A 25112-nucleotide genomic window follows, 5' to 3' on the forward strand; every position below is an offset into this window, starting at 1 on the left:
ATGATCGAGTCTCTATAACGCTATTTCACCCACTACCTAGAGCTTCCATGTTCCTCCTCATCACGATTGCTACGTTCTCAATCGCGTTCTCCTTTCTGTGTTCTATTCTAGAAGCAGCGCTGCTGTCGATTACGCCGAGCTACATTGCCAAGCAAAAAGAAGACAATCCAAAGCTGCATACAGCGCTGACCAAGCTGAAAACCAATATTGACCGGCCGTTAGCCGCGATTTTGACCCTCAACACCATTGCCCACACGGTTGGTGCAACGGCCGTTGGTGCCCAGGCGGCGGTCGTATTCGGCGAGTCTTCCATCGCGATCGTCTCTGCCGTCATGACCATGCTGATTCTGGTCCTGTCAGAGATCATCCCCAAAACGATCGGCGCCACCTACTGGCGCGGCCTGGCTCCGCTGTTGCCGAAGCTTTTGAACCCGATGATCATTGGGCTGCTGCCCTTCATCTGGATGTCGGAGCAAATTACGCGTCGCCTAGGCAAATCTGAGCACGATGTGGACCTGCGTGACGAAATCAAAGTGCTCGCGCGAGTGGGTCTCGAAGAGGAGGTGCTGGATGCTGACGAATCACGCACCATCATCAACATGCTCAACCTGCACGATATTCTGGTGAACAAGGCCATGACGCCGCGCACCGTGTGCGAAACCGTGCCACCGAACATGACCGTCAGCGAATTCGACGAGCAGTACGGGAAAGCACCGTTCACCCGTTTCCCGGTGATGGACAACGGCGAGCAGGCGTTTGGGTATGTGCATAAGGCCGATATGTACCACGCCGACGACACCAAAACGATGCGTGAGTTGATGCATCCCATTGGCAGCGTCGACGTCTCCAATAATGTGGAGCAGGTCTTCACCTCCATGTTGAAAGATCACCTTCATATGCGAGTGGTCTACGATGAGCACGGCACCTTCGTGGGGCTGATCACGCTGGAGGACATTATCGAGACTATCTTGGGTCAAGATATCGTCGATGAAACCGACAGCGTGGCGAACCTGCGCCACTACGCGAAACAGCGCTGGGTTAAGCGGATTAAACGCGAAGAGAAAGACGTGAAACCGGCAGAGTGAACGCCGCCGTCATCTCATTGTCTTTAGCGCTAAACGTTCTATAGTGAAGGCGTTGAAAGTCATATAAGGTATGAGAACCACTTCACGTTAACGAGGAGCAACGATGTCATTACGTATCAATGCAGTCGTGCCTGATTTCGAAGCAGAGACGAGCCACGGTCCGATCCGTTTTCACGATTGGATCGGCGACAGCTGGGCGATTCTGTTCTCACACCCAAAAGATTTCACGCCGGTATGCACCACGGAGTTCGGCGCCGTCGCAACGCTGAGTGCCGAGTGGGAGAAGCGTGGCACCAAGGTCATCGGTGTGTCCGTCGATGGTGTAGAGGATCACAAGCGCTGGGCTGGCGACATCGAAACCGTGAGCGGCAGCAGCGTCGGCTTCCCGATCATTGCGGATGAGAGTCTCAAGGTCTCCAAGCTGTTCGATATGCTGCCGGAAGATGCTTACCTGCCCGATGGCCGCACCCCCGCCGACAGCGCTACGGTGCGTTCGGTCTTCATCATCGGTCCAGACAAGCAGCTCAAGCTTTCCATGACCTACCCGATGACCGTTGGCCGTAACTTTGCGGAAATTTTGCGCGCGTTGGACGCGCTGCAAACCACGGCAAAGCATGGCATTGCCACTCCGGCGGATTGGACGGTTGGCCAGGATGTCATCATCCCGCCCAGCGTCTCAGACGAAGACGCCAAGCAGAAATTCGGTGAGTTTGATGCCGTACTGCCTTATCTGCGCAAGACCAAGCTGCGTTAAGCACGCCGATAGTACGCGTTAAAGATAGTACGCGTTAAAAAAGCCCCGTCAGCACAAGCTGGCGGGGCTTTCGTGTTCCTAGGGCGTCACCGTTAGGCAGGTTCGAGCGTCAGACGTTCAATGGAGTGAGAAACGCTCTGTGCCCCTTGAAGAATTTCGTTCACGATCGACTCGATCTCCTGCACGCTGGTCTGGCTGGTTTGTCCCTGTTCCACTACCTGCTGCATCGCCTCAGTGGTGCGCAACACCAAGGCGCTATTCTCCTTGAGCACTCGGGTGATCTCGTTGACGGCATCGCTAGAGCCTCGGGCGAGCTGACGCACCTCGTTAGCCACGACTGCAAAGCCGCGCCCCTGCTCGCCCGCCCGGGCGGCTTCCACCGCCGCATTGAGAGAGAGCAAGTTGGTTTGGCTGGCAATTTGAGCAATCGTGTTGGCCGTTTTATTGATCTGCTCTGCCTGTGTATTGAGATCGCTAATCAAGCGCTGCGCGTCTCCCAGCGTGCTGCTGGCATGCTGAAAGTGAGTGATGACTTTACGCAGATGCTCAAGCCCCTCTTGTGCAATGCGCTCGGTCTGATTGGAAGAGGTACGAGCGCTGCCCACGGTGGCGCGAGCGGCTTCGGATGCTTCCATGGCGCGGGTAATGTCCGTGGCGAATTTCACCACCTTCACCACCTTGCCATCATCGTCCACGATGGGGTTGTACGTGGCTTCCAGCCATACCACGCGGCCCTTTGCATTCAAGCGCATGAACTTGCCTTGCTTGAACTCACCCTTGGCGAGCTGCTTCCAGAAGTCTGGGCGCTGCTGGTAGAACTCCTTCGTGCAGAACATACGATGATGCTCGCCACGGATGTCATGTAGCGAATAGCCCATGGCCTGCTCGAAGTTGCGGTTGGCGTCCAGAATGTAGCCATCGGGGGTGAACTCGATGACCGCCATCGAGCTATCCAGCGCCTGTAAGATGGCACGTTCACGAGCGGCGCGCTGATGCTTCTCGGTGACGTTGCTGGCCACTTTGAACACCTGCACGACGTTGCCTCGGCGATTTTTGATAGGAACGTAGGTGGCCTCTAGCCAAACCTCTTCACCGTAGGCATTGATACGGCGAAAACGTCCTTGCTGACCCTCTCCTGCGGCCAGCGCTTTCCAGAAGGAGGTATACGCTGCGCTCTGGGTGTCTTCTGGATAGCAGAACATACGGTGATGCTGCCCTTTGATCTCGTCCAGAGAGTAGCCCACCGTTTCTAGAAATAGCGGGCTAGCATCCTGAATGATGCCCTCGACAGAGAAGTAGATACAGGCCGTGTGCTGGGCCAGGGCGCCACGTAAATTTCCAGAGGAAAAGGGGCTGAACATGGGGGCAGACTCTCAAACGCAGTATTGTAAATGCGCTTAGAATAGACCAGTTTCTTATAGAAAACACTGTTTTGTATCGGTGTGGCACAAAATGTCACAATGGTAAGGTTAAGTATCTGTTTTAACGTAAGTTAACGATTAGGGGCAGGTAGGTGGGGTCGCCGTGGCGGAAAACCCGAGATGAGTAAACCAGGCGCTGGCGCTGCCGCCTGCGTTGTCCCCGTCGCTCATCAAGGCGATGCCGTGAATCTCGTCGGGCGCACTGCCAAACAGCGTTCGGTAGTCGGCGCGCACATCACGGACTTCTGCCTGCCACTGGCCGACGTTGTGTTCGCCACTTTGTAGGGCCAGAAGATGGGCGCGGTCGGTGAATGCGTTGGGCCAATGAGTGCCTTGCGGCTGTTGGGACGCCCAGACGTAGTTTACGGATTCGACTTGCCAAGGCAGCAGGCCGGTTTTCCGGGCGACGTACACCCTCGCCGGATAGTCGTCGCCCGCTTGGGTGGTTTCGTCCAATCCTGGGTAGATACCGCTCACTTGCCAGCACCAGTGCAGATACGGTGTGGCGTTTAGGTCGATGGTTCGCTCAAGATAGCGAGCGGAGGCTTGCCCCAAGGCATCTGCTTGAAGCACGCGCTGGCCGGATTTTTCCACCACCCGGTACTGCGTTTCTCCAGCGAAGCTACGCGTTGGCCATGTCATCATTCGCTCCGGTGTAAAGCGCACCTCCTGTGCCAAGGCCGCATGCGCGATGACGCTGCTGACGCCCAGGCCCATGACCAAGCGTTGCCAAGCCGCATAGGACAGCGTGTGGTTCGGTCTTTGGCTACGCGTCATGGCGGTCATCTCCGGCGGGGGCCGCAGGGTGGCGGTGTCCTAGGTCGTGCATGAGATCGAACTGGCGCGCGCAAGCTCGGCAGGCGCTACAAATGGAGAGGTGTACACGCAGCGCCGTGCGCTCTTTGAAGGTCAGCTTTCTATCCAACTTGAGCGACATCAAGCGCGTCGCTTCTCGGCACATCAGCATACGGATTTACTCCTGCTCGCGAATCCAACCGCGCTCTAAGCACTCTCGAAGGCGCAGCCGAGCCCGGTGTAAAATAACCCAACAGTTGGTTTCGGAGACGCCGGTTTCCTTACAGATATCGTCAGTGGAGAGCCCCATCAATTCCCGCAGGCTGAAGATACGGGCAATGTTCTCGGGGAGGGCGAGCATGCAGGCGTCGAACACTTGCCAAAAGCGTTGATTGTCTAGCACATGCTCAGGCTGCCCCCAGTCGTTGGGTCGCGCGTTGGGTTGCCAATGCCCATTGGCTTCGAACAGGCGGTCTAAGGTATCGTCATCGAGATCCTCGTTCAGCGGCTGCCAGCGCCCCTGCTTTTTTTGATGGCGCAGCTGATCGAGAATTTTGAATTTCAAAATGCCGAATACCCAGGTTTCGAACTCTGAGCGGCCCTCGAAGGTGGCGCTTTTTTCGAAGGCAGTCAGCAGCGTTTCCTGGACGGCATCTTCAGCGGCGGCGGCATCTCTGAGCTGCAAGCGCGCAAAGGCGACTAGGCGAGGGCGCATGTGGCTGAAGTGCGTAGCGGCCAGCGAAGCGGTGATGGTCACGGTGTCCCCTTGTCGTTGTTCATTCCTTCTCATCGCACATCGAGTTTACGATATTCATGGAAAATACGCTGTTATTAGGATTTTTAGGCAGTTTGGTGGCTGGGCTATTGACCGCCGTGGGGGCGTTGCCCGTGCTGCTGGGCAAAACGCCAAGTCGGGGGTTTCGTGATTTAGCGCTGGGCTTTGCGGCCGGGGTGATGCTGGCGGCTTCGTTTTTTTCCCTGATCATTCCTGCCCTGGAGGCCGCAGAAATCTATTACGCCGGCGGGCCGGTGCCCGCAGCGCTGGTATGCACTGCGATTTTGCTCGGCATGGGGGCCATTGCGCTGCTCAACGAAGGTTTGCCGCACGAACACTTCCAGCAGGGGAGAGAGGGGCCGGAAGCCGCTTCGCTGCGTCGCGTATGGCTGTTTGTGTTTGCCATTGCGATTCATAACCTACCGGAAGGGCTGGCGGTCGGCGTGGGTTTCGGTGCCAATGGCTTAGAGGGGGGGATGCCGCTGGCGCTTGGCATTGGCTTGCAGAACATGCCGGAAGGGTTAGCGGTGGCCGTCGCGCTAATGGGGGAAGGCTACTCCAAGTGGCGCTCCTGGTCGATCGCGGCGCTGACCGGGCTCATCGAGCCGATTGGCGGGCTGTTTGGCGCCAGCGTCGTCACCGTGTCTCAAGTGCTGCTGCCTTGGGGGTTGGCGTTTGCGGCAGGGGCCATGCTCTACGTGATCAGCCATGAGATCATTCCCGAAACCCACCGCTGCGGCCACCAGAAGAAAGCGACGTTTGGCCTAGCGATGGGCTTGGTGATCATGCTGTTTCTCGATGTGTGGCTGGGCTAGGCTCAGCCTTTTAAGTGCTCCACCAGCGCCTGGGCAAAGGTATCGGTGGTGCCGGTGCCGCCCATATCGGGCGTGACCATATCGCGGCGATTCTCTAGCACGGCGCGAATCCCCTGACGAATGGCATCCCCCTTGGCGGTCATGCCGAGGTGGTCGAGCATCTGGGCGGCGGCAAGCAGCAGGGCGCAGGGATTGGCAATTTTCTTGCCTGCAATGTCCGGCGCCGAGCCGTGTACCGCTTCGAAAATCGCCGCTTTCTCACCGATGTTTGCCCCTGGGGCGAGGCCCAAGCCGCCCACGAGTCCAGCGCACAGGTCAGAAAGAATATCGCCGAACAGGTTGGTGGTGACGACTACATCGAACTGATGAGGGTTCATGACCAGCTGCATGCAGGCGTTATCCACGATCATCTCTTGGAATTCGATTTCGGGATACTCGCTGGCGATGTCGCGGGCTACGTCTAAAAAAAGGCCGGAGCTGGTTTTGATAATGTTGGCTTTGTGAACGGCGGTGACTTTCTTGCGGCCATTCTGCTTGGCCAGCTCGAAGGCGTAGCGCACGATGCGCTCGGAGCCTTGGCGGGTCACTTTGATCACCGAGATGCCGGTATTGCCGTCATCGATCATTTCTTGACCGTCGGAGAGGTAAGCCCCTTCAGTGTTTTCCCGCACGGTGATCATGTCGATATCATCGTAGCGGGAGCGGGTGCCCGGAAAGCTGATGGCGGGGCGCACGTTGGCATAGAGGTCAAAGTGGCGGCGTAGCTGCACGTTAATCGATGAAAAGCCCTTACCAATCGGCGTGGTGAGCGGGCCTTTCAGGGCAATGCCGTGCTTTTCGATGGCATCCAACGAGGCTTGGGGAATCAGCGTGCCGTGCTTGTCGAGTGCGACCAAGCCCGCATCGATGAATTCGTAGGTCAACCCGCACTCGAGTGCGTCGAGCACTTGCAGGGTGGCGTCCATGATCTCAGGGCCGATGCCGTCACCTTTGATCACTGCGACTGTCTGGCTCATGTGCGGGTCCTCTCGTTCGGTAGCGTGGGGAAGATCAAGATGTCGAGAAGGCGACGGTAGTATCGCCGTGTGGGTGCCATGGTAAGCCAAGCTTGGGGGAAAGGTCATCGTCTAAACGTCTAGGGCGACGGGTGCGAACGGGCCTGTTTGCTGGTAGAATACCGCGCTCAAGACGACTGGAGCGCACTTGGCTGCCGCTCCTCGCCTGAATAACGATGATAGAACAGCAAGGTTTATCTGTAATGAACAATGTCATGGCAGCCGTTGCTCTGCCGACACCAGGGCTGATGACTCCACCCTAGGTTTTCCCCTCCTTATCAGCGCCATAACGCTCTTCGCGTTATATCGGTGCTATGGCACCCCGTTGCCGCTATTTAGCTATCGGCGCATGTGCGTCTTCGATTGGTAGCATTCATCCGACAATCTATTCCTAACGTGCGCTCTTGTGCTGCCTTTGTGTGCGGCTGCGGCGCGCAATGTCTTTAACCCCCTAACCATGGACTCCCTGAATGGCACTTTTCAGTAAGCATGAGTGGTTCTCTAACATTAAGGGCGACACGCTCTCAGGTATTGTCGTCGCGCTGGCGCTAATTCCTGAAGCGATCGCCTTTTCCATTATCGCGGGCGTGGACCCGAAAGTGGGGCTGTATGCCTCGTTCTGTATTGCGGTCGTTATCGCCTTTACCGGTGGCCGCCCCGGCATGATCTCTGCGGCCACCGGGGCGATGGCGCTGCTGATGGTGACACTGGTGAAAGAGCACGGGCTCGAGTATTTGCTGGCCGCCACGCTGCTGACCGGCGTGCTACAAATCATTGCGGGTTACCTGCGGCTGGCGGAGCTGATGCGTTTTGTCTCTCGCTCGGTGGTCACTGGGTTCGTGAATGCGCTGGCGATCCTGATTTTCATGGCGCAACTGCCGGAGCTGACCAACGTGACGTGGCACGTGTATGCCATGACGCTGGCAGGCCTGGGGATTATCTATCTATTCCCTTATTTGCCGATGATTGGTAAATCGGTGCCTTCCCCGCTGGTATGCATCGTGGTGCTGACGGTGGTGTATATGGTGAGCGGTATGGATATTCGCACCGTGGGCGACATGGGCGAACTGCCCGACACGCTGCCGGTTTTCCTGTGGCCGAACGTGCCGCTGACTCTCGAAACGCTGATGATCATCTTCCCTTATGCGATCATGCTGGCAGTCGTGGGCCTGTTGGAATCGATGATGACCGCCACGATCGTGGACGATCTGACCGACACGCCCAGCGACAAGAACCGCGAGTGTAAAGGTCAGGGCGTCGCCAACATTGGTGCGGGTTTAATGGGTGGTATGGCTGGCTGCGCAATGATCGGACAGTCGGTGATCAACATCAAATCGGGGGGGCGTACGCGTTTATCGACGCTGATTGCGGGCGTGGTGCTGTTGCTGATGGTAGTGTTCTTGGCCGATTGGGTATCGCAAATCCCCATGGCGGCACTGGTGGCGGTGATGATCATGGTCTCGATTGGCACCTTTAGCTGGGCCTCCATTCGCGATCTGAAAAAGCATCCGATGAGTACCAATATCGTCATGCTGGCGACCGTCGCGGTCACGGTGGGAACGCATAACCTCGCCATCGGGGTCTTCGTGGGCGTGCTGCTGGCAGCACTGTTCTTTGCCAACAAAGTCGGCAACATCATGTACGTGGGGTCGAAAGAGATAGAGGCCGGCACACAGCGCGAGTATCAAGTGGTAGGGCAGGTGTTCTTTGCCTCGTCCGAGCGCTTTATGGCGGCGTTCGATTTCAAAGAGAGCATCGATAAGGTGACCATCAATCTCTCCAAGGCGCACTTTTGGGATGTCACCGCCGTTCAGGCGCTGGATCGCGTGGTGATCAAGTTCCGCCGTGAAGGAACCGAGGTAGAGCTGATAGGCCTGAACGAAGCCAGCGCTACCGTAGTAGACCGCTATGCCGTTCATAACGACCCGGTCGCAGTCGATAAACTGATGGGCGGCCACTAACCCTCACGGGCACCCTGTCATCGCCGACGCTTACTTGCCGTAAGCGTCGGCTTTTTTGTGGCCTGAGCTGGGAATTAGCCGCTTCGGCACCCAGCGAAGGTACGCGACCATACCCAGCAGCTCGACCAGCGATTGGCATACGATGATGACCACCGCGGCTTGCCAACCGTTGGGCAGGGTGAGCGCAATGGGCAACATGACGAAGGAATTACGGGTGCCGAAGCTAAACACCAGGGTGCGAGTGCTGGTGGGCGGCAGGTTAAAGAGGTGACCAAGCGCTTTGCCCAGCCACGCTGCAACGATCAAGAAGCCTACGAAGATCAACACTGCCTGCCAGAGAAGCTGACGCAAGGCCAACACTTGAGCGACTTGAGTAGCCGCAATGATCAGCACCACGCATGCCAAGAGTGGTACCGGCATCCAACCCAGTGCACGGGTAGCCCGCTCGATGGTGACGAATTTCTGCGCTGCGCGCTCGGTGAGCCAGGCGAGCAGCAGGGGTAGCACCATCAAGCTCAAAAAGGCGCTCAGTAGCGCAGGGGAGAGTGTCAATCGCAACCATTCGCTGCCTAGCAATAGCCATAGATAGGCCGGTAGTGCCGCCATCTGCACGAGCAGCAACAGGGGCGTCGCGGCAATGGCCCGGGCAGCGTCGCCTTTACCTAAATGCGCAAAGGTAACAAACCAGTCGGTGCAAGGCATCAGTAGCACCAATAGGATGCCCGCCAGCACGGGTGGCGGGAGGGGAAGCCACACCACTAACACGCCCAGCAGCGCAGGAATCACAACAAAGTTGCCTACCAACAGCGCCGTCATGAAGCGCGTATCTTGAAGACTCTGCGTTATTTGCAGCAGCGGGATTTGGGTGAAGGTGGCAAAGAGCAGGAAACCGAGCAGCGGCCATAGCGCCTGCCCAAACGCTGCCATCGCTTCTGGCTCCAGCAGGCCCAGGCAGAGCCCAAGCGCGATAAACGCTAGATAGATCCATGACTGCTGCTGTTCGAGCTGTTCGCGTTTCAAGAGATTAGGTCACGGTTGCTTTCAAAAAGGCCAGGCGCTCGCCCACCCAGGCGGCGGCGACGCACAGTGGTAAGCTGCCTACGCCGTAAAGCAGCGCCAGCCCTAGGTGGCTCTGCTGCGTCAGGTGCAGCGTTTCTAGGCTAAAGAGCGAAAAGGTAGTGAAGCCGCCGCAAAATCCTGCTATCAGCAGCGGTTGCTGTCGTGCCAGCGCGCCTCGAGGCAGGCGGGACGTCGTCGCGGCTATCCAGCCGATGAGGCAGGACCCCAACACGTTGACCAGCAGCGTCCCCCAAGGGAAGTGGCTACCTAGCACGGCCATCGACACCAGCGAGACGCCATAGCGCAGCACGCTCCCCAGAGCGCTGCCAAGGCCGACGGCGAGATAGGCGTTAACGTTCATCGAGGGCTCCTCTTCAACCCTGGGCCAGCCACCAGCCCAATGCTGCCATGGTGATGCCCAGCAGTAGCGTAGCGACCATGTTGAGCGCGGCACGCATCGCCTGGCCGCGTTGCCACAGCTCAAGGGTCTGTAAGCTAAACGATGACACCGTGGTATAGCCACCGAGCAGGCCCGCTATCGCAAATAGCCAAAACGGCTGTGCGTTAGGCACGCCGTAAATGCCTAGCAGCCCTCCAGCAAGAAATGCACCGCTGGCATTTACAAGCAGCGTGCCCCACGGGAAGACTTTACCCAGTAAATGGGCCATGGCATTGGAGACGGCAAAGCGTGCCATCCCGCCCAGTGCGCCGCCCAAGCCGACAAGTACGACGTTGGTGATGCCATGTCCCATATGACGCCTCGCGCTGTGTTGGTGAAAATCGCTAGGCGGCTAAGTGTAACACCGCAAGGGAGCGCGCGCAGACAGCGGCAGTCGAGCAAAAAAGCAGGCGCTACGGTGTTGCCGATCCGCCTCTTCGTGTACAAAAGAGTCAGAATAACGATAACTTTTCATGCACCCGCGCAAGGAGACGCCCTTATGTCTGATTACGTGTTAGCAGCCATCGACGGTTCTCACTACTCAGAAAGTGTGTGTGACTATGCGGTGTGGGCCGCCACGGCACTCTCAGCCCCGCTGCGTTTTCTGCACACCGTCGACAATCACGCCCAGGTCGCAGAGCCTGACCTGACGGGCCATCTCGGCCTAGGCACCCGGGAGCACCTGTTGGAACAGCTCTCGGACATCGAAGAGCAGCGCGGAAAACTGGCCCGCGAACAGGGGCGGTTAATGTTGAATGCCGCGAGGGAGCGAAGCGAGGCGGCCGGCTTTTCAGAACCTCCCTGCATGCAGCGCAACGGCACCCTCGTGGATATTCTGGCGGAACATGAGAAAGAGATCCGACTGCTGGTGCTTGGTAAGCGAGGAGAAACGGCGCATCAGGCCAACGGCCACCTTGGGTCTAACCTCGAGCGTGTCGTTCGCGAGCTTCATCGGCCCATTTTGATGGTGACCAAAGCGTTCACCCCGCCCAAGCGCATTCTCATGGCCTTCGATGGTAGCAATACGGCCCGCAAAGGGGTGAACATGCTGGCCAAAAGCCCGCTCTTTGACGGTGCAGAGTGTCACGTGGTGATTGTCGGGGCGGACACCGCAGAGAACCGCTCCCAGCTTGAGTGGGCTACCGAGACCCTTCGCTCTGCGGGGCACCAAGCCGAGGGGGCGATTCGTGCGGGGGAGGTCGAAGAAGCACTACGTGCCTATAAAGAGGAGCAGGGAATCGATCTTCTCGTGATGGGCGCATACGGCCACTCGCGCATTCGTCATTTGCTAGTGGGCAGCACCACCACGGCGATGCTGCGTCACGCCCACTTGCCGGTCTTGATTTTACGCTGAGCCATGAGGGCCGCATGGCGTTGGCCGCTGCGCCGTCGGGCGGCGGCCAACGGTGCGATTCAAGCGAGGCTGGTCGCCACTTGCTGGGCAGCATGAGCAGGCTGTGCCGCATTGATCCCAGAAAGCACGGCTTTGAGTGACGCGCTCACCGTGTCGCTATCTTCCGCGACGGCGCATACGCGCTGACCATCGATGTTGAGCTGCACAAACGCGATGGCGTTGGCCTCACTATCGCCGCCCAGCGAGTGCTCGCTGTAATCGAGTATGGCGACGTGGCTGCCGGTATGGCGTTTCCAAGCGTCGGTGAAGGAGGACATTGCGCCATTCCCCGTGCCGGATAAACGTAGCGTGTCGGCACCTTGCCACAGCGTGATGTCGATCCCCTCCTGCTGCCCCTTCGACAGCCGATAGTCGGCCAGCGCGAGCGGCGCACCATGGGAGAAATGATCGAACATCACTTGGCGAATCATCTCGCTGGAAAGCTCGCTATTACGGCGTTCGCTCTCTTTTTGCACGTAGGGAGCCAGCGCGAGCATCATCCAACGAGGCAGGTTGATGCCGTAGTCGCGCTCCAGCAGAAAGGCCATGCCGCCTTTACCCGACTGGCTGTTCACCCGAATGACGGCCTGATAATCCCGGCTAATGTCGTGAGGGTCGATGGGCAGATAGGCCACTTGCCACGGTTCGTCGGGTTTTTGATGTTTGAGCGACTTACGAATCGCATCCTGGTGGCTGCCAGAAAAAGCGGTATACACCATCTCACCCACCCAGGGGTGGCGGGGGTGCATCGCAATCCCGGTGCACTCGTGCACTACTTGAATGATCTCGTCGGGATTGGAAAGATCCAGCTCAGGGTCGATACCCTGGCTATAGAGGTTCATGGCCAGCGTAACGATGTCCATGTTGCCGGTGCGTTCACCGTTACCCAACAAGGTACCCTCGACCCGGTCGGCCCCCGCCAGCAGCGCCAGCTCCGCGGACGCCACGGCACCGCCCCGGTCATTATGGGTATGCACCGAAATGATCACGCTGTCGCGGCGGCTAATATGCTGGCAGAAGTACTCGATCTGATCAGCGTGATGGTGGGGGCCTGCCACTTCCACGGTGGTGGGCAAATTGAGAATGCACTTGTTGTCTGGGGTGGGCTGCCAAACATCCATCACCGCTTCGCAGATGGCCAGCGAGAAATCGATTTCGGTGCTGGAGAAGCTCTCCGGCGAGTACTGAAAGCGCCAGTCAACCTCGGGATACTGTTCGGCATACGTCTTCACCCACGTCGCCCCCTGAACGGCGATATCGGTGATACCGTCGCGGTCCATCTCGAACACCCGCTCTCGTTGGATCGTGGACGTGGAGTTGTACAGGTGGATGATGGCGCGCTTGACGCCCACCAATGACGCGAACGTTTTTTCGATCAGGTGTTCCCGGCACTGCACGAGCACGGCGATGGTCACGTCGTCAGGAATTTGATCCTCTTCGATCAACCAGCGCACGAAATCGTAATCCGGCTGGCTAGCGGAGGGAAAGCCGACCATCACTTCCTTGATACCGACTTTGATGATCTGATGCCAGAAGCGCTGTTTCTGTTCGACCGTCATCGGCTCGAGCAGGGCCTGATTGCCATCGCGTAGGTCTTCGCTCACCCAGATGGGCGCTTGGGTCAGCTCCCGGTCGGGCCACTGACGGTCAAACGTGGGCACCCGTGGAGCAGGACGATATTTGCGATGATCAAAAGCAGGCATGGTGAGTTTCCTGAAAACGGTGAGTTGTTGGGGGCGGCCGCTTGTGGCGCAAGCCGCTCGAGCGTGCTCTGTCAGGGTAAGAAGAGCCTTGGGGGACGCCTGGGTAAGGCGTCAATCGAGGACCGCTTGTGGCAGTCAACACAGTCTAAGGCATGGGTCGCGACAGGTTATTGCGAAAATATGGCTTTTACAGGATTTAATGGCAGAATATATCAATAACTATTTTTAAATTGGCAGGAGTTACCGGCATGGCTACCACGCCTTTGACGCTCGACCGTTTCGACCGCCGTATTCTGGAGGTCCTGCAGCAGGAGGGACGCATCAGCAATCAGGAGCTTGCCGAGCGCATCGGGCTATCGCCTTCGCCCTGTTTACGGCGCGTGCGGGCCTTGGAGGAGCATGGGCTGATTACCCAATATCGGGCAGTGGTGGATGCGCGCCCGCTCGGGTATCAGCTCATGGCGCTTTTGCATATCTCGATGGACCAGCACACGCCCGAGCGCTTCGATAACTTCGAACGCCATATCCGTAACATTCCCAACGTGGTGGAGTGTTTGATCATTACCGGGCAAGCGGCGGATTTTCAGCTCAAAATTCTGGTGAAGGACATGGATGATTACCAACACCTGCTCCTCCACGTGATCAACCGTATCGAAGGAGTCACCGGGGCCCACACGAGCTTCGTACTGCGCCGTGTGTTCGAGCATCGCCCCGTGCCGACCTAATGCTCGCTGGCTAACGAAGCATAGGCAGCGGCTGGGTAGCGGTTTACACTGCCTTTTTGCATCGACCTAGGAGAACGAACCATGAGCATTCAGCGTCATGATACAAAAGCCCGCATGAGCCGTGCGGTGATTCATCAGGGCGTGGCCTATTTGTGCGGCCAGGTGGCGGGCCCCGACGCGCGCCATGGCGATATCACCGCCCAGACCGAGAGCATGCTGGCGCGGGTCGATGCACTGCTGACAGAGATCGGCTCCAGCCGTGAGCAGCTGCTGAGCGCCACGATTTACCTGAAAGATGGCGGTGATTTTGCCGCCATGAACGCGGTATGGGATGCCTGGGTACCGGAAGGTCATGCACCGGCACGCACCTGCGTATGCGCGCCAATGCCTGCCGACGAGTTGAAAGTCGAGATTACCGTGACGACGGCGGTGGACGCGTAACCCTAGCGACGCTTATTTGGTGGGTTTTTCCACTGGAAACCGAGTATCGCGCAGGCTGTCCTTGATCTTTTTTAGGTGCGGCAAGAAATCTTCGCCGCGCCTAAGCGTCACCCCAGTGGCGAGAGCATCGATCAGCGTAAGTTGAATGACCCGAGAAGTCATCGGCATGTAGTGGTCGGTATCTTCGGGAGTGGCGACTTCCAGCGTGGCCGTGCACTCCTGCGAGAGCGGAGAGTCTGGCGCGGTAATCCCCAACACCACGGCGCCAGCCTCTCTGGCTACCTTGGCAATGTCGACCAGCTCACGCGTGCGCCCGGTGTAGGAGATGATCACCACCACATCGCCGGTATGGCAGGCCGCTGCCACCATGCGCTGCATCAGCACGTCGACGTACGCCATGACCGGCAGGTTGAAGCGGAAGAATTTATGCTGGGCGTCCTGCGCGACGGCGCCTGATGCCCCCAACCCAAAAAAGTGAATCTGCTTGGCTTGCGTCAGATAATCCACCATCCGCTCGACGGCCGCCATGTCCACTTCCCGCTGAGCTTCATCAAGCGCGGCAATGGTCGCCCCAAAGATTTTATGGGTGTACTGCGTGGCGGTATCGCCGGGTTCGACGGCGCGGGTTACATAAGGCGTGCCGCCTGCTAGGCTTTGGGCCAGTTTGATTTTGAAATCGGGATAGCCCTTGGCGCCGAAATTACGGCAGAACCGGTTGACGGTAGGCTCACTGACGCTCGCCGCTTGGGCGAGGCTGGCGATGCTCAGGCTGGTGGCCGCTGCGGGATCTTCCAAGATGACGTTCGCGACTTTACGCTCAGAGCGGTTCAATTCTTCCAAGCGTTCCCGTAAGCGGTCTAGCAGGTCATGCGCCATTAACTGACTCCGTGGCAAGCGTTAGATGTGAATGGGGTGTCCACTCCCTGCACCAGTGATAGAACTCATCGGCGGGCAGCGGACGAGCATAGTAATACCCTTGTGCAGCTTCGCAACCAATTGAACGTAAGTAGTCGGCCTGGGCGGCGGTTTCGATGCCTTCGGCCACCACGTCGCAGCCCACGGCATGGGCAAGCTGGGTGATGGTGAGCGCTAGATGCCGGTCGATTGGATCTTTTTCGATGTCCATGACGAAGGCACGGTCGATTTTCAACGTCGAGAACGGCAGCGTTTTGACATATGCCAGCGACGAGTGCCCGGTACCAAAGTCATCGATGGCCACGGCTATGTTCACCTCGGCCAGTTGCGCTAGCTGAATGCGCGCATTGTGCATATCACTAAGCAGGCCCGACTCGGTGACTTCCAGGGCGAAAAACCGCTCCGGTATGCCGTGCTTGGCCAAGCGAGCAAGCAGGTTTTCGGCAAAGTCCTTACGCGCCAGCTGGCGCGCCGCCACGTTCACGGCAATATGGAAATTGTCGTCCAGTAGCCCCTTGGCCCGCCAGTCGGCAATATAGCGCATGGCTTCTTCCAGCACCCATTCGCCAATCGAGAGGATATCACCGCTCGCCTCTGCCAGCGGAATGAAATCGCCGGGAGAGACGTGGCCCAGCTCTGGGTGATGCCAGCGTAGCAGCGCCTCAGCCCCGATCACGCGCTGGGTCTCGAGCGAGAGCTTGGGCTGAAAGGCGAGCGACATTTCCCCGCGCTGGGTCGCGCCACGAATGGCCTGCTGCAGATGCAGCCGATGGCGCTGCTGGTTTTCCAGGGTTTCGTTGTAGCTTTGCAACCTGAGTGAGCCGCTTTGCGGCAGCGCCAGGGCGGCCATGTGCACCAAGCGCTCGGTCTTGAAATGGCCTTGAGACCAGCTGATGCCGATGCGGGCGTTCAGCGGTAGCAGCAGGTCGCCCAAGGTTTGATCGTGCTCGAAGCAGCTCAACAGTCGCGAGGCCAACTGGCGCAGCTCGCTCAGCTCGGCCGTTGGGGTGATCACCAAGAGTTCGCTGCCGCCCCACAGCCCGAGCGTGCTGCTCGCTTCCAACTGATCGTCGAGCCGATGGCTGATATGCACCATGAGCTGGTCGGCAATGCCGTAGCCATGTAAACGGACGACATCATCGAGGTGATCCAGCGCGATGAACAACAACCCCGTGGGGCGGCCCTGTCGCGCCGCGTCGGCCAGGTACTGCGTTAGCGCCCGCCGGTTGGGGAGTTGGGTGATGGGGTCGGTACGCGACTGGCGGTCCAGCTCTTCGGTGCGTTTGGCGACCATTTGCTCAAGTGTTTCGGCCTGCTTGTCGCGCACCTGATAGCGATGCTCCACGCTTAGGGTGTTGCGTATCCGCTGCAGCACTTCGTCATGCTTGAAGGGTTTGGTCAGAAAGTCGCGCACTCCCATGCTTAACGCTCGGTGACGCGTTTCGTCATCGATTTGTGCGGTCAGCACGATAACCGGCGGCGTATGTTCGGCAAACGTTGACTGCAGCTGCTCCATGACGCCGTAGCCATCGAGGTAGGGCATACGAATGTCGAGCAAGATCAGGTCGGGGAGTGCCGCTTGGCAGTGCGCCAGCACAAGCCGCGGGTCGCTGAGGCCGTGCACATTGTCGAATCCCTGGTCGTCCAGCAGGTCCAGCAGTAACTCGACGTTGATGCTGTTGTCATCCACTACCAGTAGATGCTTGTTCATAAACGTCATGGCGCCTTCCTTGGTGTTTCTGTGACAGAGGCTGCCGATACGTAGCGACTCAGTGTCGAGGAGAGTTGGTCGATATCAATCGGCTTGGTGAGATAGTCGGCAAACCCAGCGGCTAAACCGTGCGCTCGGTCGCGCTCCATGGCGTTCGCGGAGAGTGCCACCACCGGAATATGCTGCAATCGCGGATCGTGCTGAATCGCATCCAGCGCTTGATAGCCGTTCATGCCGGGCAAATGAATGTCCATCAGCACCAAATCGGGGGGAGAATGGCGCATGATGTCGAGCCCCAACTCGGCACTGGTGACGGTCTGCAGCCGCACTTGATCAAAATCCTCCATGATCTCTTCCATCAAACGCTGGTTAGTGGGGTTGTCTTCGATATACAGCAGGTGTAGGCGACGTGGGTTCGCCGCGGCGTTGGATAGCGTTCTCGCCACCGATGATTCATTCGGGGGGCTGGCCTTGGTGAGCGGAAGCGTGAACCAGAAGGTGGCGCCCTGCCCAGGCGTGCTCGTCACACCGATCTGCCCCTGCATGCGCTCCACCAGCTCACGGGTGATCGCCAGCCCAATACCGGTGCCTTCGATGGTGCCATGCTCGGCATCGAGCCGATTGAACGGTTCGAAGAGTTCGTGTTGGCGCTCCGGCGCGATGCCATACCCAGAATCGGTCACGCGAACGCACAGCTCGCTGCCCTGCTGTTCGACGGTCATCCGTATCGAACCTTGCGGGCGATTGTATTTGATGGCGTTGGAGAGCAGGTTGAGCAGCACCTGCTTGGTACGGGTGTAGTCAGCGGCCACCTGCCATGGCTTGGCCAGCGGCGGGCGCTGAAGCGTCAGCCCGGCGGCATCGATACTGGCTTCCAGCGTGCTGCAGGCGTCGTCGATCACGCCCTCCATTGCAATGGGCTCGATGGAGAGCGTCATGTGGCCTGACTCGATTTTGGCCAAATCAAGCACTTCGTTGATCAAGCTCAGCAGGTGCTGCCCGCTCTTTTCGATTTGATTGACCTGGCGCTGCTGCTTCTCGCTGAGCGGGTCGCGGCGCCCTTTGCCCAATAGCTGCGCAAACCCGAGGATGGCGTTGAGCGGTGTGCGCAGCTCGTGGCTCATGGACGACAGGAACTCGCTTTTCGCCTTATTGGCCTGTTCGGCCTGATCTCTAGCGGCAGCAAGATCCCGGGTGACCTGCTCACGCTCGGCCATCTGCCGGTACAAATTGATCAGCAGGGCACAGGTGTCGGTAAACGGCTGCAGCCAATCCAACAGCGTCTGGCTGAGCGTTTGCTGGCTGTTGGCAATGGCGAACATGCCAATCAGCTTATCACCGCTGAAAATCGGCGCACCCAAGTAGTTGTCGATTCGCGGATGGCCGGGAGGGAAGCCGCCACGCTGGGCGTGGTGATACACGTCGTCGGTGATCACCACGTCGCCGTGGGCGAATACGCGTCCCAGCAACGAGTCGGGGTTGGTCAACCTCATATCCCCGCTGCGTAGCTGCTCCATCAAATGGCGCGATTCATCGCTCCAGGAGAGATCAGTGATGGCGTGAATTTTGAGGGCGTTCGTGGTGCTCGTCGGCAGCACTTCGCCAATCAGCGCATAATCGCTGTCGGTCAGCTCACGCAGCGCTTCCATGAGGAAGGACCACAGCTGCTCGCCGGACATCAAGGCTTGGTAGTCGGTAATTCCCTGGTGCAGCACCTTCAACAGGCTCTGCTCTTTATGCATTCGGTGGTTGGCGTCGTACACATCGCTCAGGTTGGTGAGAATGCCGAGAAACTCCACCACCTCGTCCTGTTCGTTGTGAATGGCGTTGACCGCAAGATGAACGGGGACGAGACGCCCCTCTTTATGCAGCGCCTCCACTTCCCGGCCTCGACCGATCACCTTGGGGTCGCTGTCCGTCAGAAAGCGCGCGATAAAGTGGTCGTGCTCCGCGCGAATCGCGGGCGGTGTTAGCATCGAGACGTTACGGCCAACGACCTCCTGTTTGGTATAGCCCAGCATCGTGAGTGCATAGGGGTTGATGCCCAGCACTTTGCCTTCGCGGTCGATACGCACGATGCCGGTTGCGCTCTCATTGAACAACGCCTCGTAACGCCGGGTGACCTGCGAGAGGGTATGACGCATTTGGTGCTGGCGCAGCAGCTCGTCCACTTGTCCTGCCAGGCGAGCCAGTATCTGCCTGTCTCGCGCCGAGAAAGTGCGAGGCCGGTCACTGATCAAGCACAGGGTGCCCACGGCCAGCTCGCCGGTGGGTCTGAGCGGATGCCCGGCGTAAAAGCGGATATGGGGCATCCCTTGCACAAGCGGATTGTCGGCAAAGCGTGGATCATCGCCGGTATCCTCGATGACCAACGGCGTATTGGCAGCGACCGCATGGGCACAAAAGGAGATCTCGCGACGGGTTTCGCAGGCATCAAGCCCATGATGCGATTTGAACCACTGACGCTCCTCGTCCACGAGCGACACCAGCGCGGTCGGAACGTCGAAGAGATCGCAGGCAAGCTGGGTCAGCTGCTCGAAAGCGTCGTCGATGGGCGTATCGAGGATGCGTAACGCATGCAAGGCTGTCAGGCGCTGTGATTCATTCTCCGGTCGCTCGGCGGCTTGCATGGCGTTTCCTAAACGTGAGGGGCTTATGAAAAAAACGTATTAGAGAAGTATCGGACATTAGCCCGCTAGCTTTAGCCAAGGCGAAGTAATTTTAGCAGCCAGCGATGATAAGGCGGTCGTAGCCAGCGGCTGCTAGGGCGCTTGGACTGGTAAAACATGCTGCGAAGATGGCTAAACCGTTCGAAGCCGTGTCGACCGTGATACGCGCCGCTGCCGCTCTCGCCCACGCCGCCAAAGGGGAGCGAAGGGACGGCGTGGTGGATCAGGGTGTCATTGAATACCAGCGCGCCGGAGCGGGTGCCGCGGCGCAGGGTTTCCTGCAGCGTCGTCTGGTGTGTAAAGGCATACAGCACCAAAGGGTGGGGACGTTGATTGATCAGCCGCACGGCGTCGTCAATTCGCTTGACGCTGATGACAGGCAGCGCACGTCCAAAAATCTCTTCTTGCATCAATGGCAGGCGCTGGTGCGGATCGATCACGAGGGCCGGTGCATGGTCGCCATGCTCGATCACGCGGCAGCCGTGGTCACGGGCGTCGTTCAGTAATGCGTCGATCCGCACCCGGTGGGCCTCACTGACGTAGCCGGTCGCCTCGATGTCTGTGGGTCGCTGGCGGCGAATGGCACGCTCCAGGGCATGGGTCAGCGCATCCAAGCGGCGGCTCTCCACGATCACGTAATCCGGCGCGATACAGGTTTGTCCGCCGTTGAAACCCTTACCGAAGATAATCGCGTCGGCGGCGCTGTCGAGATCCGCATCGCTGGCCACCAGTACCGGTGACTTACCGCCCAGCTCCAAGGTGACGGGGGTAAGGTTCGCAGCGGCGGCCATCGCCACCTGACGGCCCACGTGGGTCGAACCCGTAAACACCAAATGATCAAACGGTAACGCGCTGAACGCTCTGGCCACCTCGATTCCGCCCTGAATCACGCAGAACTCCTCTGGCGTGAAGTGTTGAGGCACCAGCTTGGCGAGCAGCGCGCTGGTGTGGGGCGTCAACTCGCTGGGTTTGAGCATGACCGTGTTGCCCGCTGCCAACGCATCGATGACCGGCATCAAGCTGAGGCTCCATGGGTAGTTCCAGGGAGACATCACGCCCACGACGCCTAGCGGCTGCGGGGCAATGTGGGCGCGAGCGGGCCAGAGCCGCAGAGGAACGCCCGCGCGGCGAGGTCGCATCCAGTGCCAAAGGTGTCGGCGGGCGTGGCGCGCTGCGTGGAGTATCGGAATGATCTCGGCCAGGTGGATCTCGGTCTCGCTGCGTTGACCAAAATCGCGCTGGATGGCCCGTACGATCGCCTGCTGGTGGCGTTTCGTCATACTGGCGAGGCGTGCCAAACGTTCACGACGAACGGCCAGCGTTGGAAAAGGCGCGGGGCCGGCTGCTTGGCGCTGCGCCTGTAAACTATCCGTCAAGTCGCGAGTCATGGCCTCTCCTTGTAGTCACGGGTGTCGGTACAGCGTGCTTGTGAGCGGCGTTGGCGCACTTCTGCCCAGCATCCCCGCTGGTTGATAAATGAAGGCGGTTCATACGCATAGGCGGCCGGAGTGGTACAGTAAGCCATCCGCCATTTGTGCCAGTGTGCCCGGGAGATGTTATGCCTCTACGTCCGCTCTCCTTCTCCATTCTACCTGCCATTGAGGCCGTTGCGGCAAGTCAGTGGGATGCGCTCGTGCGTGACGATCAGCCTTTCCTGCGTCACGATTTTTTGCATGCGCTGGAGGTTAGCGGCTCTGTCAGCGCGGCGACCGGCTGGGAGCCTTGTCATCTATGTGTTTGGCAGGGCGAGACGCTGGTCGGTGCGCTGCCAATGTATCGTAAGCATCACTCCTACGGAGAGTACGTGTTCGACTGGGGGTGGGCCGAGGCGCTGGAGCGTGCGGGTGGGAAGTATTATCCGAAAGCACTGAGCGCCATTCCCTTCACGCCAGTGCCAGGTCCGCGCACCTTGATCGCTCCCGAGGCCGATGCCGACGCTGTTCGAGCGCAGTTGGCGATGGGCTGGCGGGAGCAGTGTGACGCCATGGCGCTGTCGAGTTGGCATCTGCTGTTTGCCGACGAGCCGGAGGTCGAGGCGTGGCAGCGCCACTGTCCGGACTTGATCGCTCGGGAAGGCGTACAGTTTCAGTGGCGGGATCGCGGTTTCGGTGATTTCGACGGTTTTCTTGCCAGCCTCACCGCCAAACGGCGGAAAATGATCAAGCGCGAGCGGCGTTTAGTGGCCGACCAGGGGATTACCCTGCACCGCTTGGAAGGCGCGGAGATCAGCGAAGTGGACATGGCGCATTTTTACCGCTGCTACACCATCACTTACCACGAACGCGGACGTCCGCCCTATCTCAATCACGCCTTCTTCGAACGGTTGCGCCAAATGATGCCCGAGGCGCTGATGCTGGTGCAGGCTCGGCTGGAGGGGCGCCCCGTCGCTGCAGCGCTCTATTTTCAGGGAGGGAGCACGCTCTATGGCCGTTATTGGGGAAGCGAAGTCGTGGCCGATTGCCTGCACTTCGAAGCCTGTTACTACCAGGGCATCGACGCCTGCTTGGCCAAAGGATTGACGCTGTTCGACCCTGGCACCCAGGGCGAACATAAGCTCGTGCGAGGCTTTGCCCCCCAACGGGTGCGTTCGCTGCACTATGTGGCACACCCGGGGCTGGCCGCTGGCGTGGCGCAGTTTTGTCAGCAAGAGGGTGTCCATATCATGGCCTATCGCCACGCCGCCGAAGAGGCGTTACCGTTTAAGTAACTCCCACCGCGTCGCGGCTCGCTGGACTCAGCCCTTAATGGCATAATGCGCGCCGTTTCCGCTTTCACAAAGGATGTCCGTGATGCACAAATGGCTCGTAGGCCTGCTGCTGGCCGTGCTGGGGTTGCTGCAGTACCAGCTTTGGCTGGGAAACGGCGGCTGGCAGGACCTGCAGCAGGTAGAGCGGCGGGTCGCCATTCAGGAAGCTGCCAATGACCCGCTGCGTGAGCGCAATGCGCGGCTGGCGGCGGAGGTCACCGACTTGAAAACCGGGCTGGATGCCATCGAAGAGCGGGCCCGCAGCGATATGGGCATGGTGCGTACCGACGAGCAGTTTTTCTGGGTGCCGGGCGTGGCCATCGAAAATGAGCTGGTCGGCATCCATGCCGGGCTCGTGGCTCAGCCTGGGGTCATCCCGCCAGACGAAGGTGAGGACGTGCACCCATGACGTCGCGACTCTGGCTCGTCGTGCCCGCTGCCGGGCAGGGTAAGCGCATGGGGGCCGACAAGCCCAAGCAGTACCTCCATCTGGAGGGCCAACCGATTTTGGCACATACCTTGGCGCGTTTGCATGACGCCTTTCCGCAGGCGCGTTTAGTGCTCTGTTTGGATCCCGAGGATCGCTGGTTTCAGCCAGACTGGGTGCCGTTTGCCCAGTGGCAGCGGGTGCCTGGGGGCGAAGAGCGCATGCACAGCGTCGTGAACGCCCTGCAGGCCATGGCCGCCGATGACGACGATCTGGTCATGGTCCATGACGTCGCACGGCCCTGCATCACCCGCGACGATCTTCGCGCTCTGTATCATGCGGCCCAGGCCCACCGGGGTGGGGCTTTGTTGGCCATGCCGGTCGCTGACACCATGAAGCGCGACCGGGGCGATCATTTGAGCCACGCTACCGAGCCGCGCGATGGCCTGTGGCACGCGCTGACGCCACAGGGGTTTCGCTATGCGCTGCTGCATCACGCGCTGACCCAGGCCCAGCAGCAGGGCACCGTGGTCACGGACGAAGCCTCCGCCGTCGAGGCGCTGGGGGAGGCCCCCAAGCTCGTCAGTGGGCGGCGCGACAACATGAAGGTCACCCACCCTGACGATTTAGCGCTGGCCGCTGCCATCATGGCTGCCCAGCGCAGCACGAGTAACAGGAGTTTCTAATGCGAATTGGCCACGGCTTCGATGTACACCGCTTTGGGCCGGGTGATCATTTGATCATCGGCGGCGTCAAGCTGCCGTTCGACCATGGGTTCGTTGCCCACTCCGATGGCGATGTCCTGCTTCACGCCATTAGCGACGCGCTGCTCGGTGCCTGCGCGCTAGGCGATATTGGCCGCCACTTTCCCGATACCGACCCGGCATGGAAGGGCGCGGACAGTCGCGGCCTGCTTCGTCATGTGGTCGCGCTGGTGCGGGGCGAAGGGTTCGAGGTCGTGAATCTGGACGCCACGATCATGGCACAAGCCCCCAAAATGGCGCCGCATATCGAGGCCATGCGCACCGCGATTGCCGAGACACTGGGCGTGACGCTGGGGCAGGTCAACGTCAAAGCCACCACGACCGAGCGTCTTGGTTTTACCGGACGAGGGGAAGGAATCGCCGCCGAAGCGGTGGTGCTGCTGGCCACGCAAGAGGCGTCGAATGCTTAACCTCCCCGCGTGGCAGCGCAGCTTGACGCCCACGTTGGGCGCGCCCGCCCCCGGCCAGTATCGCGCGCAGCCGGAAGACTTCATCGTCGATGAGCAGCTCGATTTCACCCCGGAAGCCCACGGTGAGCACCTGTGGCTACGTCTTGAAAAGCGCAATCAAACCACGTTAGATGTGGTGAAACTGCTCAGCCGTTTGTGCGGTGTCACCCCGCGCGATATCGGCTACTCCGGCATGAAAGATCGCGTGGCGGTGGCGCGCCAGTGGCTGAGCGTTCACTTGCCTGGTCGCGAAGCGCCTGAGAACTTATCCGTCGCCCTCGGCGCGGCGGGCATCACGGTGCTGGCCAAGGCGCGCCATCCGCGTAAATTGAAGCGGGGCGTGCACCGTACGAACCATTTCACGCTGCGCCTGAGCGGTGAAGCGGTTCGGCCAGACGCCTTACTCCCGCGCTGGGAAGCACTCTGTGCCCAGGGGGTGCCCAACTATTTTGGCCACCAGCGTTTCGGCGCCGGGGCGCGCAACTTGCAGCGCGCCGCTGCCGTGCTGGCCAAAGGTTGGCGTAAACGGGACGACCGCCAGGGGATGATGCTTTCCACGGCACGCAGCTTTCTATTCAACGAACTGCTGAGCGCTCGGCTGGCGGATGACAATTGGTGCCAGCCCATTGCAGGCGATACGCTCATGCTCGACGGCACCCAAAGCGTCTTTACCATCGATGACGTCGAGGAGAGCCTAGTGGCGCGTGCCGCCGCGCTGGATGTTCACCCCACGGGCGTCTTATGGGGCGTGGGGGAGGCGGCCGGCGGTGACGCTGGCCGCTACGAAGCGCAACTGGCGGCCCAGCACCCTGCGCTGTGCGCTGGGCTCGAACAGAGTGGCGTCAAACGCGGCCAACGTGCGCTGCGTGCCCGGCTGATCGCGCCCCAGGCCACGTTCGAGCAAGAGGCCGTGCTACTCTCATTCGCGCTGCCCCGTGGTAGCTTTGCCACGGCGGTGATTGGCGAACTAATTCATCATCCCGATACGGCATGATGCTGAGGTAAGGAGA

25 protein-coding genes are annotated in these 25112 nt (G+C 59.5%); 12 read left to right on the forward strand and 13 right to left on the reverse strand.

The features are described 5' to 3' along the window. The first annotated feature begins 47 nt into the window (after positions 1–47). Positions 48–1085, forward strand: coding sequence for a CNNM domain-containing protein (locus tag NH398_RS07920; RefSeq protein WP_159343034.1), 1038 nt, complete (start codon positions 48–50; stop codon positions 1083–1085). Positions 1086–1188: 103 nt separating this feature from the next. Further along, the gene (locus NH398_RS07925; protein ID WP_253017723.1) at positions 1189–1839 is read left to right on the forward strand and encodes a peroxiredoxin; all 651 of its coding nucleotides are present in this window, start codon (positions 1189–1191) and stop codon (positions 1837–1839) included. A 92-nt stretch (positions 1840–1931) separates the two neighbouring features. Here NH398_RS07925 and NH398_RS07930 read toward each other — a convergent pair whose 3' ends face one another. The 4 genes from NH398_RS07930 to NH398_RS07945 form a co-directional block, all read right to left on the reverse strand. Then, positions 1932–3200, reverse strand: coding sequence for a PAS domain-containing methyl-accepting chemotaxis protein (locus NH398_RS07930; protein WP_159343032.1), 1269 nt, complete (start codon positions 3198–3200; stop codon positions 1932–1934). 138 nt (positions 3201–3338) lie between these two features. Then, positions 3339–4037 carry a DUF3047 domain-containing protein gene (locus NH398_RS07935; RefSeq protein WP_253017725.1) on the reverse strand — a complete coding sequence of 233 codons (699 nt, stop codon included), beginning with the start codon at positions 4035–4037 and terminating at the stop codon, positions 3339–3341. Then, positions 4027–4227: a zf-HC2 domain-containing protein gene (locus NH398_RS07940; protein ID WP_253017727.1), complete on the reverse strand. Its 201-nt coding sequence runs from the start codon at positions 4225–4227 to the stop codon at positions 4027–4029. The genes NH398_RS07935 and NH398_RS07940 overlap by 11 nt, the downstream gene beginning before the upstream one ends. A gap of 6 nt (positions 4228–4233) precedes the next feature. Next, positions 4234–4812 carry a sigma-70 family RNA polymerase sigma factor gene (locus NH398_RS07945; RefSeq protein ID WP_159343030.1) on the reverse strand — a complete coding sequence of 193 codons (579 nt, stop codon included), beginning with the start codon at positions 4810–4812 and terminating at the stop codon, positions 4234–4236. Between the two features lie 56 nt (positions 4813–4868). Between NH398_RS07945 and NH398_RS07950 the strand changes: the two genes are divergently transcribed. Then, positions 4869–5645, forward strand: a complete 777-nt coding sequence (locus NH398_RS07950) for a ZIP family metal transporter (protein WP_159343029.1) — start codon at positions 4869–4871, stop codon at positions 5643–5645. A gap of 2 nt (positions 5646–5647) precedes the next feature. Here NH398_RS07950 and NH398_RS07955 read toward each other — a convergent pair whose 3' ends face one another. After that, positions 5648–6661, reverse strand: a complete 1014-nt coding sequence (locus NH398_RS07955) for an isocitrate dehydrogenase (protein ID WP_253017729.1) — start codon at positions 6659–6661, stop codon at positions 5648–5650. A gap of 509 nt (positions 6662–7170) precedes the next feature. Here NH398_RS07955 and NH398_RS07960 point away from each other — a divergent pair. Beyond that, positions 7171–8661 carry a SulP family inorganic anion transporter gene (locus NH398_RS07960; RefSeq protein ID WP_253017731.1) on the forward strand — a complete coding sequence of 497 codons (1491 nt, stop codon included), beginning with the start codon at positions 7171–7173 and terminating at the stop codon, positions 8659–8661. A gap of 30 nt (positions 8662–8691) precedes the next feature. Here the strand turns inward: NH398_RS07960 and NH398_RS07965 are convergent, their stop codons facing one another. From NH398_RS07965 to crcB (NH398_RS07975), 3 genes are read right to left on the reverse strand one after another with little or no spacing between them, the layout of a single operon-like run. Beyond that, positions 8692–9681: an arsenic resistance protein gene (locus tag NH398_RS07965; protein WP_253017732.1), complete on the reverse strand. Its 990-nt coding sequence runs from the start codon at positions 9679–9681 to the stop codon at positions 8692–8694. A gap of 4 nt (positions 9682–9685) precedes the next feature. Then, complete coding sequence (crcB, locus tag NH398_RS07970; protein ID WP_253017733.1) at positions 9686–10081, reverse strand: fluoride efflux transporter CrcB; 396 nt, start codon at positions 10079–10081, stop codon at positions 9686–9688. Positions 10082–10094: 13 nt separating this feature from the next. Beyond that, positions 10095–10472: a fluoride efflux transporter CrcB gene (gene crcB / locus NH398_RS07975; protein ID WP_253017734.1), complete on the reverse strand. Its 378-nt coding sequence runs from the start codon at positions 10470–10472 to the stop codon at positions 10095–10097. A 186-nt stretch (positions 10473–10658) separates the two neighbouring features. Here crcB (NH398_RS07975) and NH398_RS07980 point away from each other — a divergent pair, with 186 nt between their 5' ends. Further along, the gene (locus NH398_RS07980; protein WP_253017735.1) at positions 10659–11513 is read left to right on the forward strand and encodes a universal stress protein; all 855 of its coding nucleotides are present in this window, start codon (positions 10659–10661) and stop codon (positions 11511–11513) included. Positions 11514–11572: 59 nt separating this feature from the next. On the opposite strand, the gene NH398_RS07985 is transcribed toward NH398_RS07980, so the two are convergent. After that, positions 11573–13255: a 2-isopropylmalate synthase gene (locus NH398_RS07985; RefSeq protein ID WP_253017736.1), complete on the reverse strand. Its 1683-nt coding sequence runs from the start codon at positions 13253–13255 to the stop codon at positions 11573–11575. A 248-nt stretch (positions 13256–13503) separates the two neighbouring features. Between NH398_RS07985 and NH398_RS07990 the strand changes: the two genes are divergently transcribed. Together NH398_RS07990 and NH398_RS07995 are read left to right on the forward strand one after the other, a co-directional pair. Further along, positions 13504–13980 carry an Lrp/AsnC family transcriptional regulator gene (locus NH398_RS07990; protein WP_159343022.1) on the forward strand — a complete coding sequence of 159 codons (477 nt, stop codon included), beginning with the start codon at positions 13504–13506 and terminating at the stop codon, positions 13978–13980. Positions 13981–14061: 81 nt separating this feature from the next. Next, positions 14062–14421 carry a RidA family protein gene (locus NH398_RS07995; protein ID WP_159343021.1) on the forward strand — a complete coding sequence of 120 codons (360 nt, stop codon included), beginning with the start codon at positions 14062–14064 and terminating at the stop codon, positions 14419–14421. Positions 14422–14433: 12 nt separating this feature from the next. On the opposite strand, the gene NH398_RS08000 is transcribed toward NH398_RS07995, so the two are convergent. The 4 genes from NH398_RS08000 to NH398_RS08015 form a co-directional block, all read right to left on the reverse strand. Continuing rightward, positions 14434–15297, reverse strand: a complete 864-nt coding sequence (locus NH398_RS08000; RefSeq protein WP_253017737.1) for a MurR/RpiR family transcriptional regulator — start codon at positions 15295–15297, stop codon at positions 14434–14436. Then, positions 15287–17056: an EAL domain-containing protein gene (locus NH398_RS08005; protein WP_253017738.1), complete on the reverse strand. Its 1770-nt coding sequence runs from the start codon at positions 17054–17056 to the stop codon at positions 15287–15289. Before NH398_RS08005 ends, NH398_RS08000 begins: the two co-directional genes overlap by 11 nt. Then, complete coding sequence (locus tag NH398_RS08010; RefSeq protein WP_253017739.1) at positions 17053–19677, reverse strand: ATP-binding protein; 2625 nt, start codon at positions 19675–19677, stop codon at positions 17053–17055. Before NH398_RS08010 ends, NH398_RS08005 begins: the two co-directional genes overlap by 4 nt. A 71-nt stretch (positions 19678–19748) precedes the next feature. Further along, on the reverse strand, positions 19749–21104 hold the full coding sequence (locus NH398_RS08015) for an aldehyde dehydrogenase family protein (RefSeq protein WP_253017740.1): 1356 nt from the start codon (positions 21102–21104) through the stop codon (positions 19749–19751). 170 nt (positions 21105–21274) lie between these two features. Here NH398_RS08015 and NH398_RS08020 point away from each other — a divergent pair, with 170 nt between their 5' ends. From NH398_RS08020 to NH398_RS08040, 5 genes are all read left to right on the forward strand, one after another. Further along, positions 21275–22423 carry a GNAT family N-acetyltransferase gene (locus NH398_RS08020; RefSeq protein ID WP_253017741.1) on the forward strand — a complete coding sequence of 383 codons (1149 nt, stop codon included), beginning with the start codon at positions 21275–21277 and terminating at the stop codon, positions 22421–22423. Positions 22424–22505: 82 nt separating this feature from the next. Further along, positions 22506–22871, forward strand: coding sequence for a cell division protein FtsB (gene ftsB, locus NH398_RS08025; RefSeq protein ID WP_253017742.1), 366 nt, complete (start codon positions 22506–22508; stop codon positions 22869–22871). Next, a complete protein-coding gene (gene ispD, locus NH398_RS08030) occupies positions 22868–23575 on the forward strand; it encodes a 2-C-methyl-D-erythritol 4-phosphate cytidylyltransferase (RefSeq protein ID WP_253017743.1) in 708 nt (235 codons plus the stop codon). The genes ftsB and ispD overlap by 4 nt, the downstream gene beginning before the upstream one ends. Beyond that, a complete protein-coding gene (gene ispF, locus NH398_RS08035; protein WP_253017744.1) occupies positions 23575–24063 on the forward strand; it encodes a 2-C-methyl-D-erythritol 2,4-cyclodiphosphate synthase in 489 nt (162 codons plus the stop codon). Before ispD ends, ispF begins: the two co-directional genes overlap by 1 nt. Next, complete coding sequence (locus NH398_RS08040) at positions 24056–25096, forward strand: tRNA pseudouridine(13) synthase TruD (protein WP_253017745.1); 1041 nt, start codon at positions 24056–24058, stop codon at positions 25094–25096. Before ispF ends, NH398_RS08040 begins: the two co-directional genes overlap by 8 nt. Positions 25097–25112: the final 16 nt, after the last annotated feature.

It is taken from the genome of Halomonas sp. CnH100-B, from assembly GCF_024124605.1.
Lineage (GTDB): Bacteria > Pseudomonadota > Gammaproteobacteria > Pseudomonadales > Halomonadaceae > Vreelandella.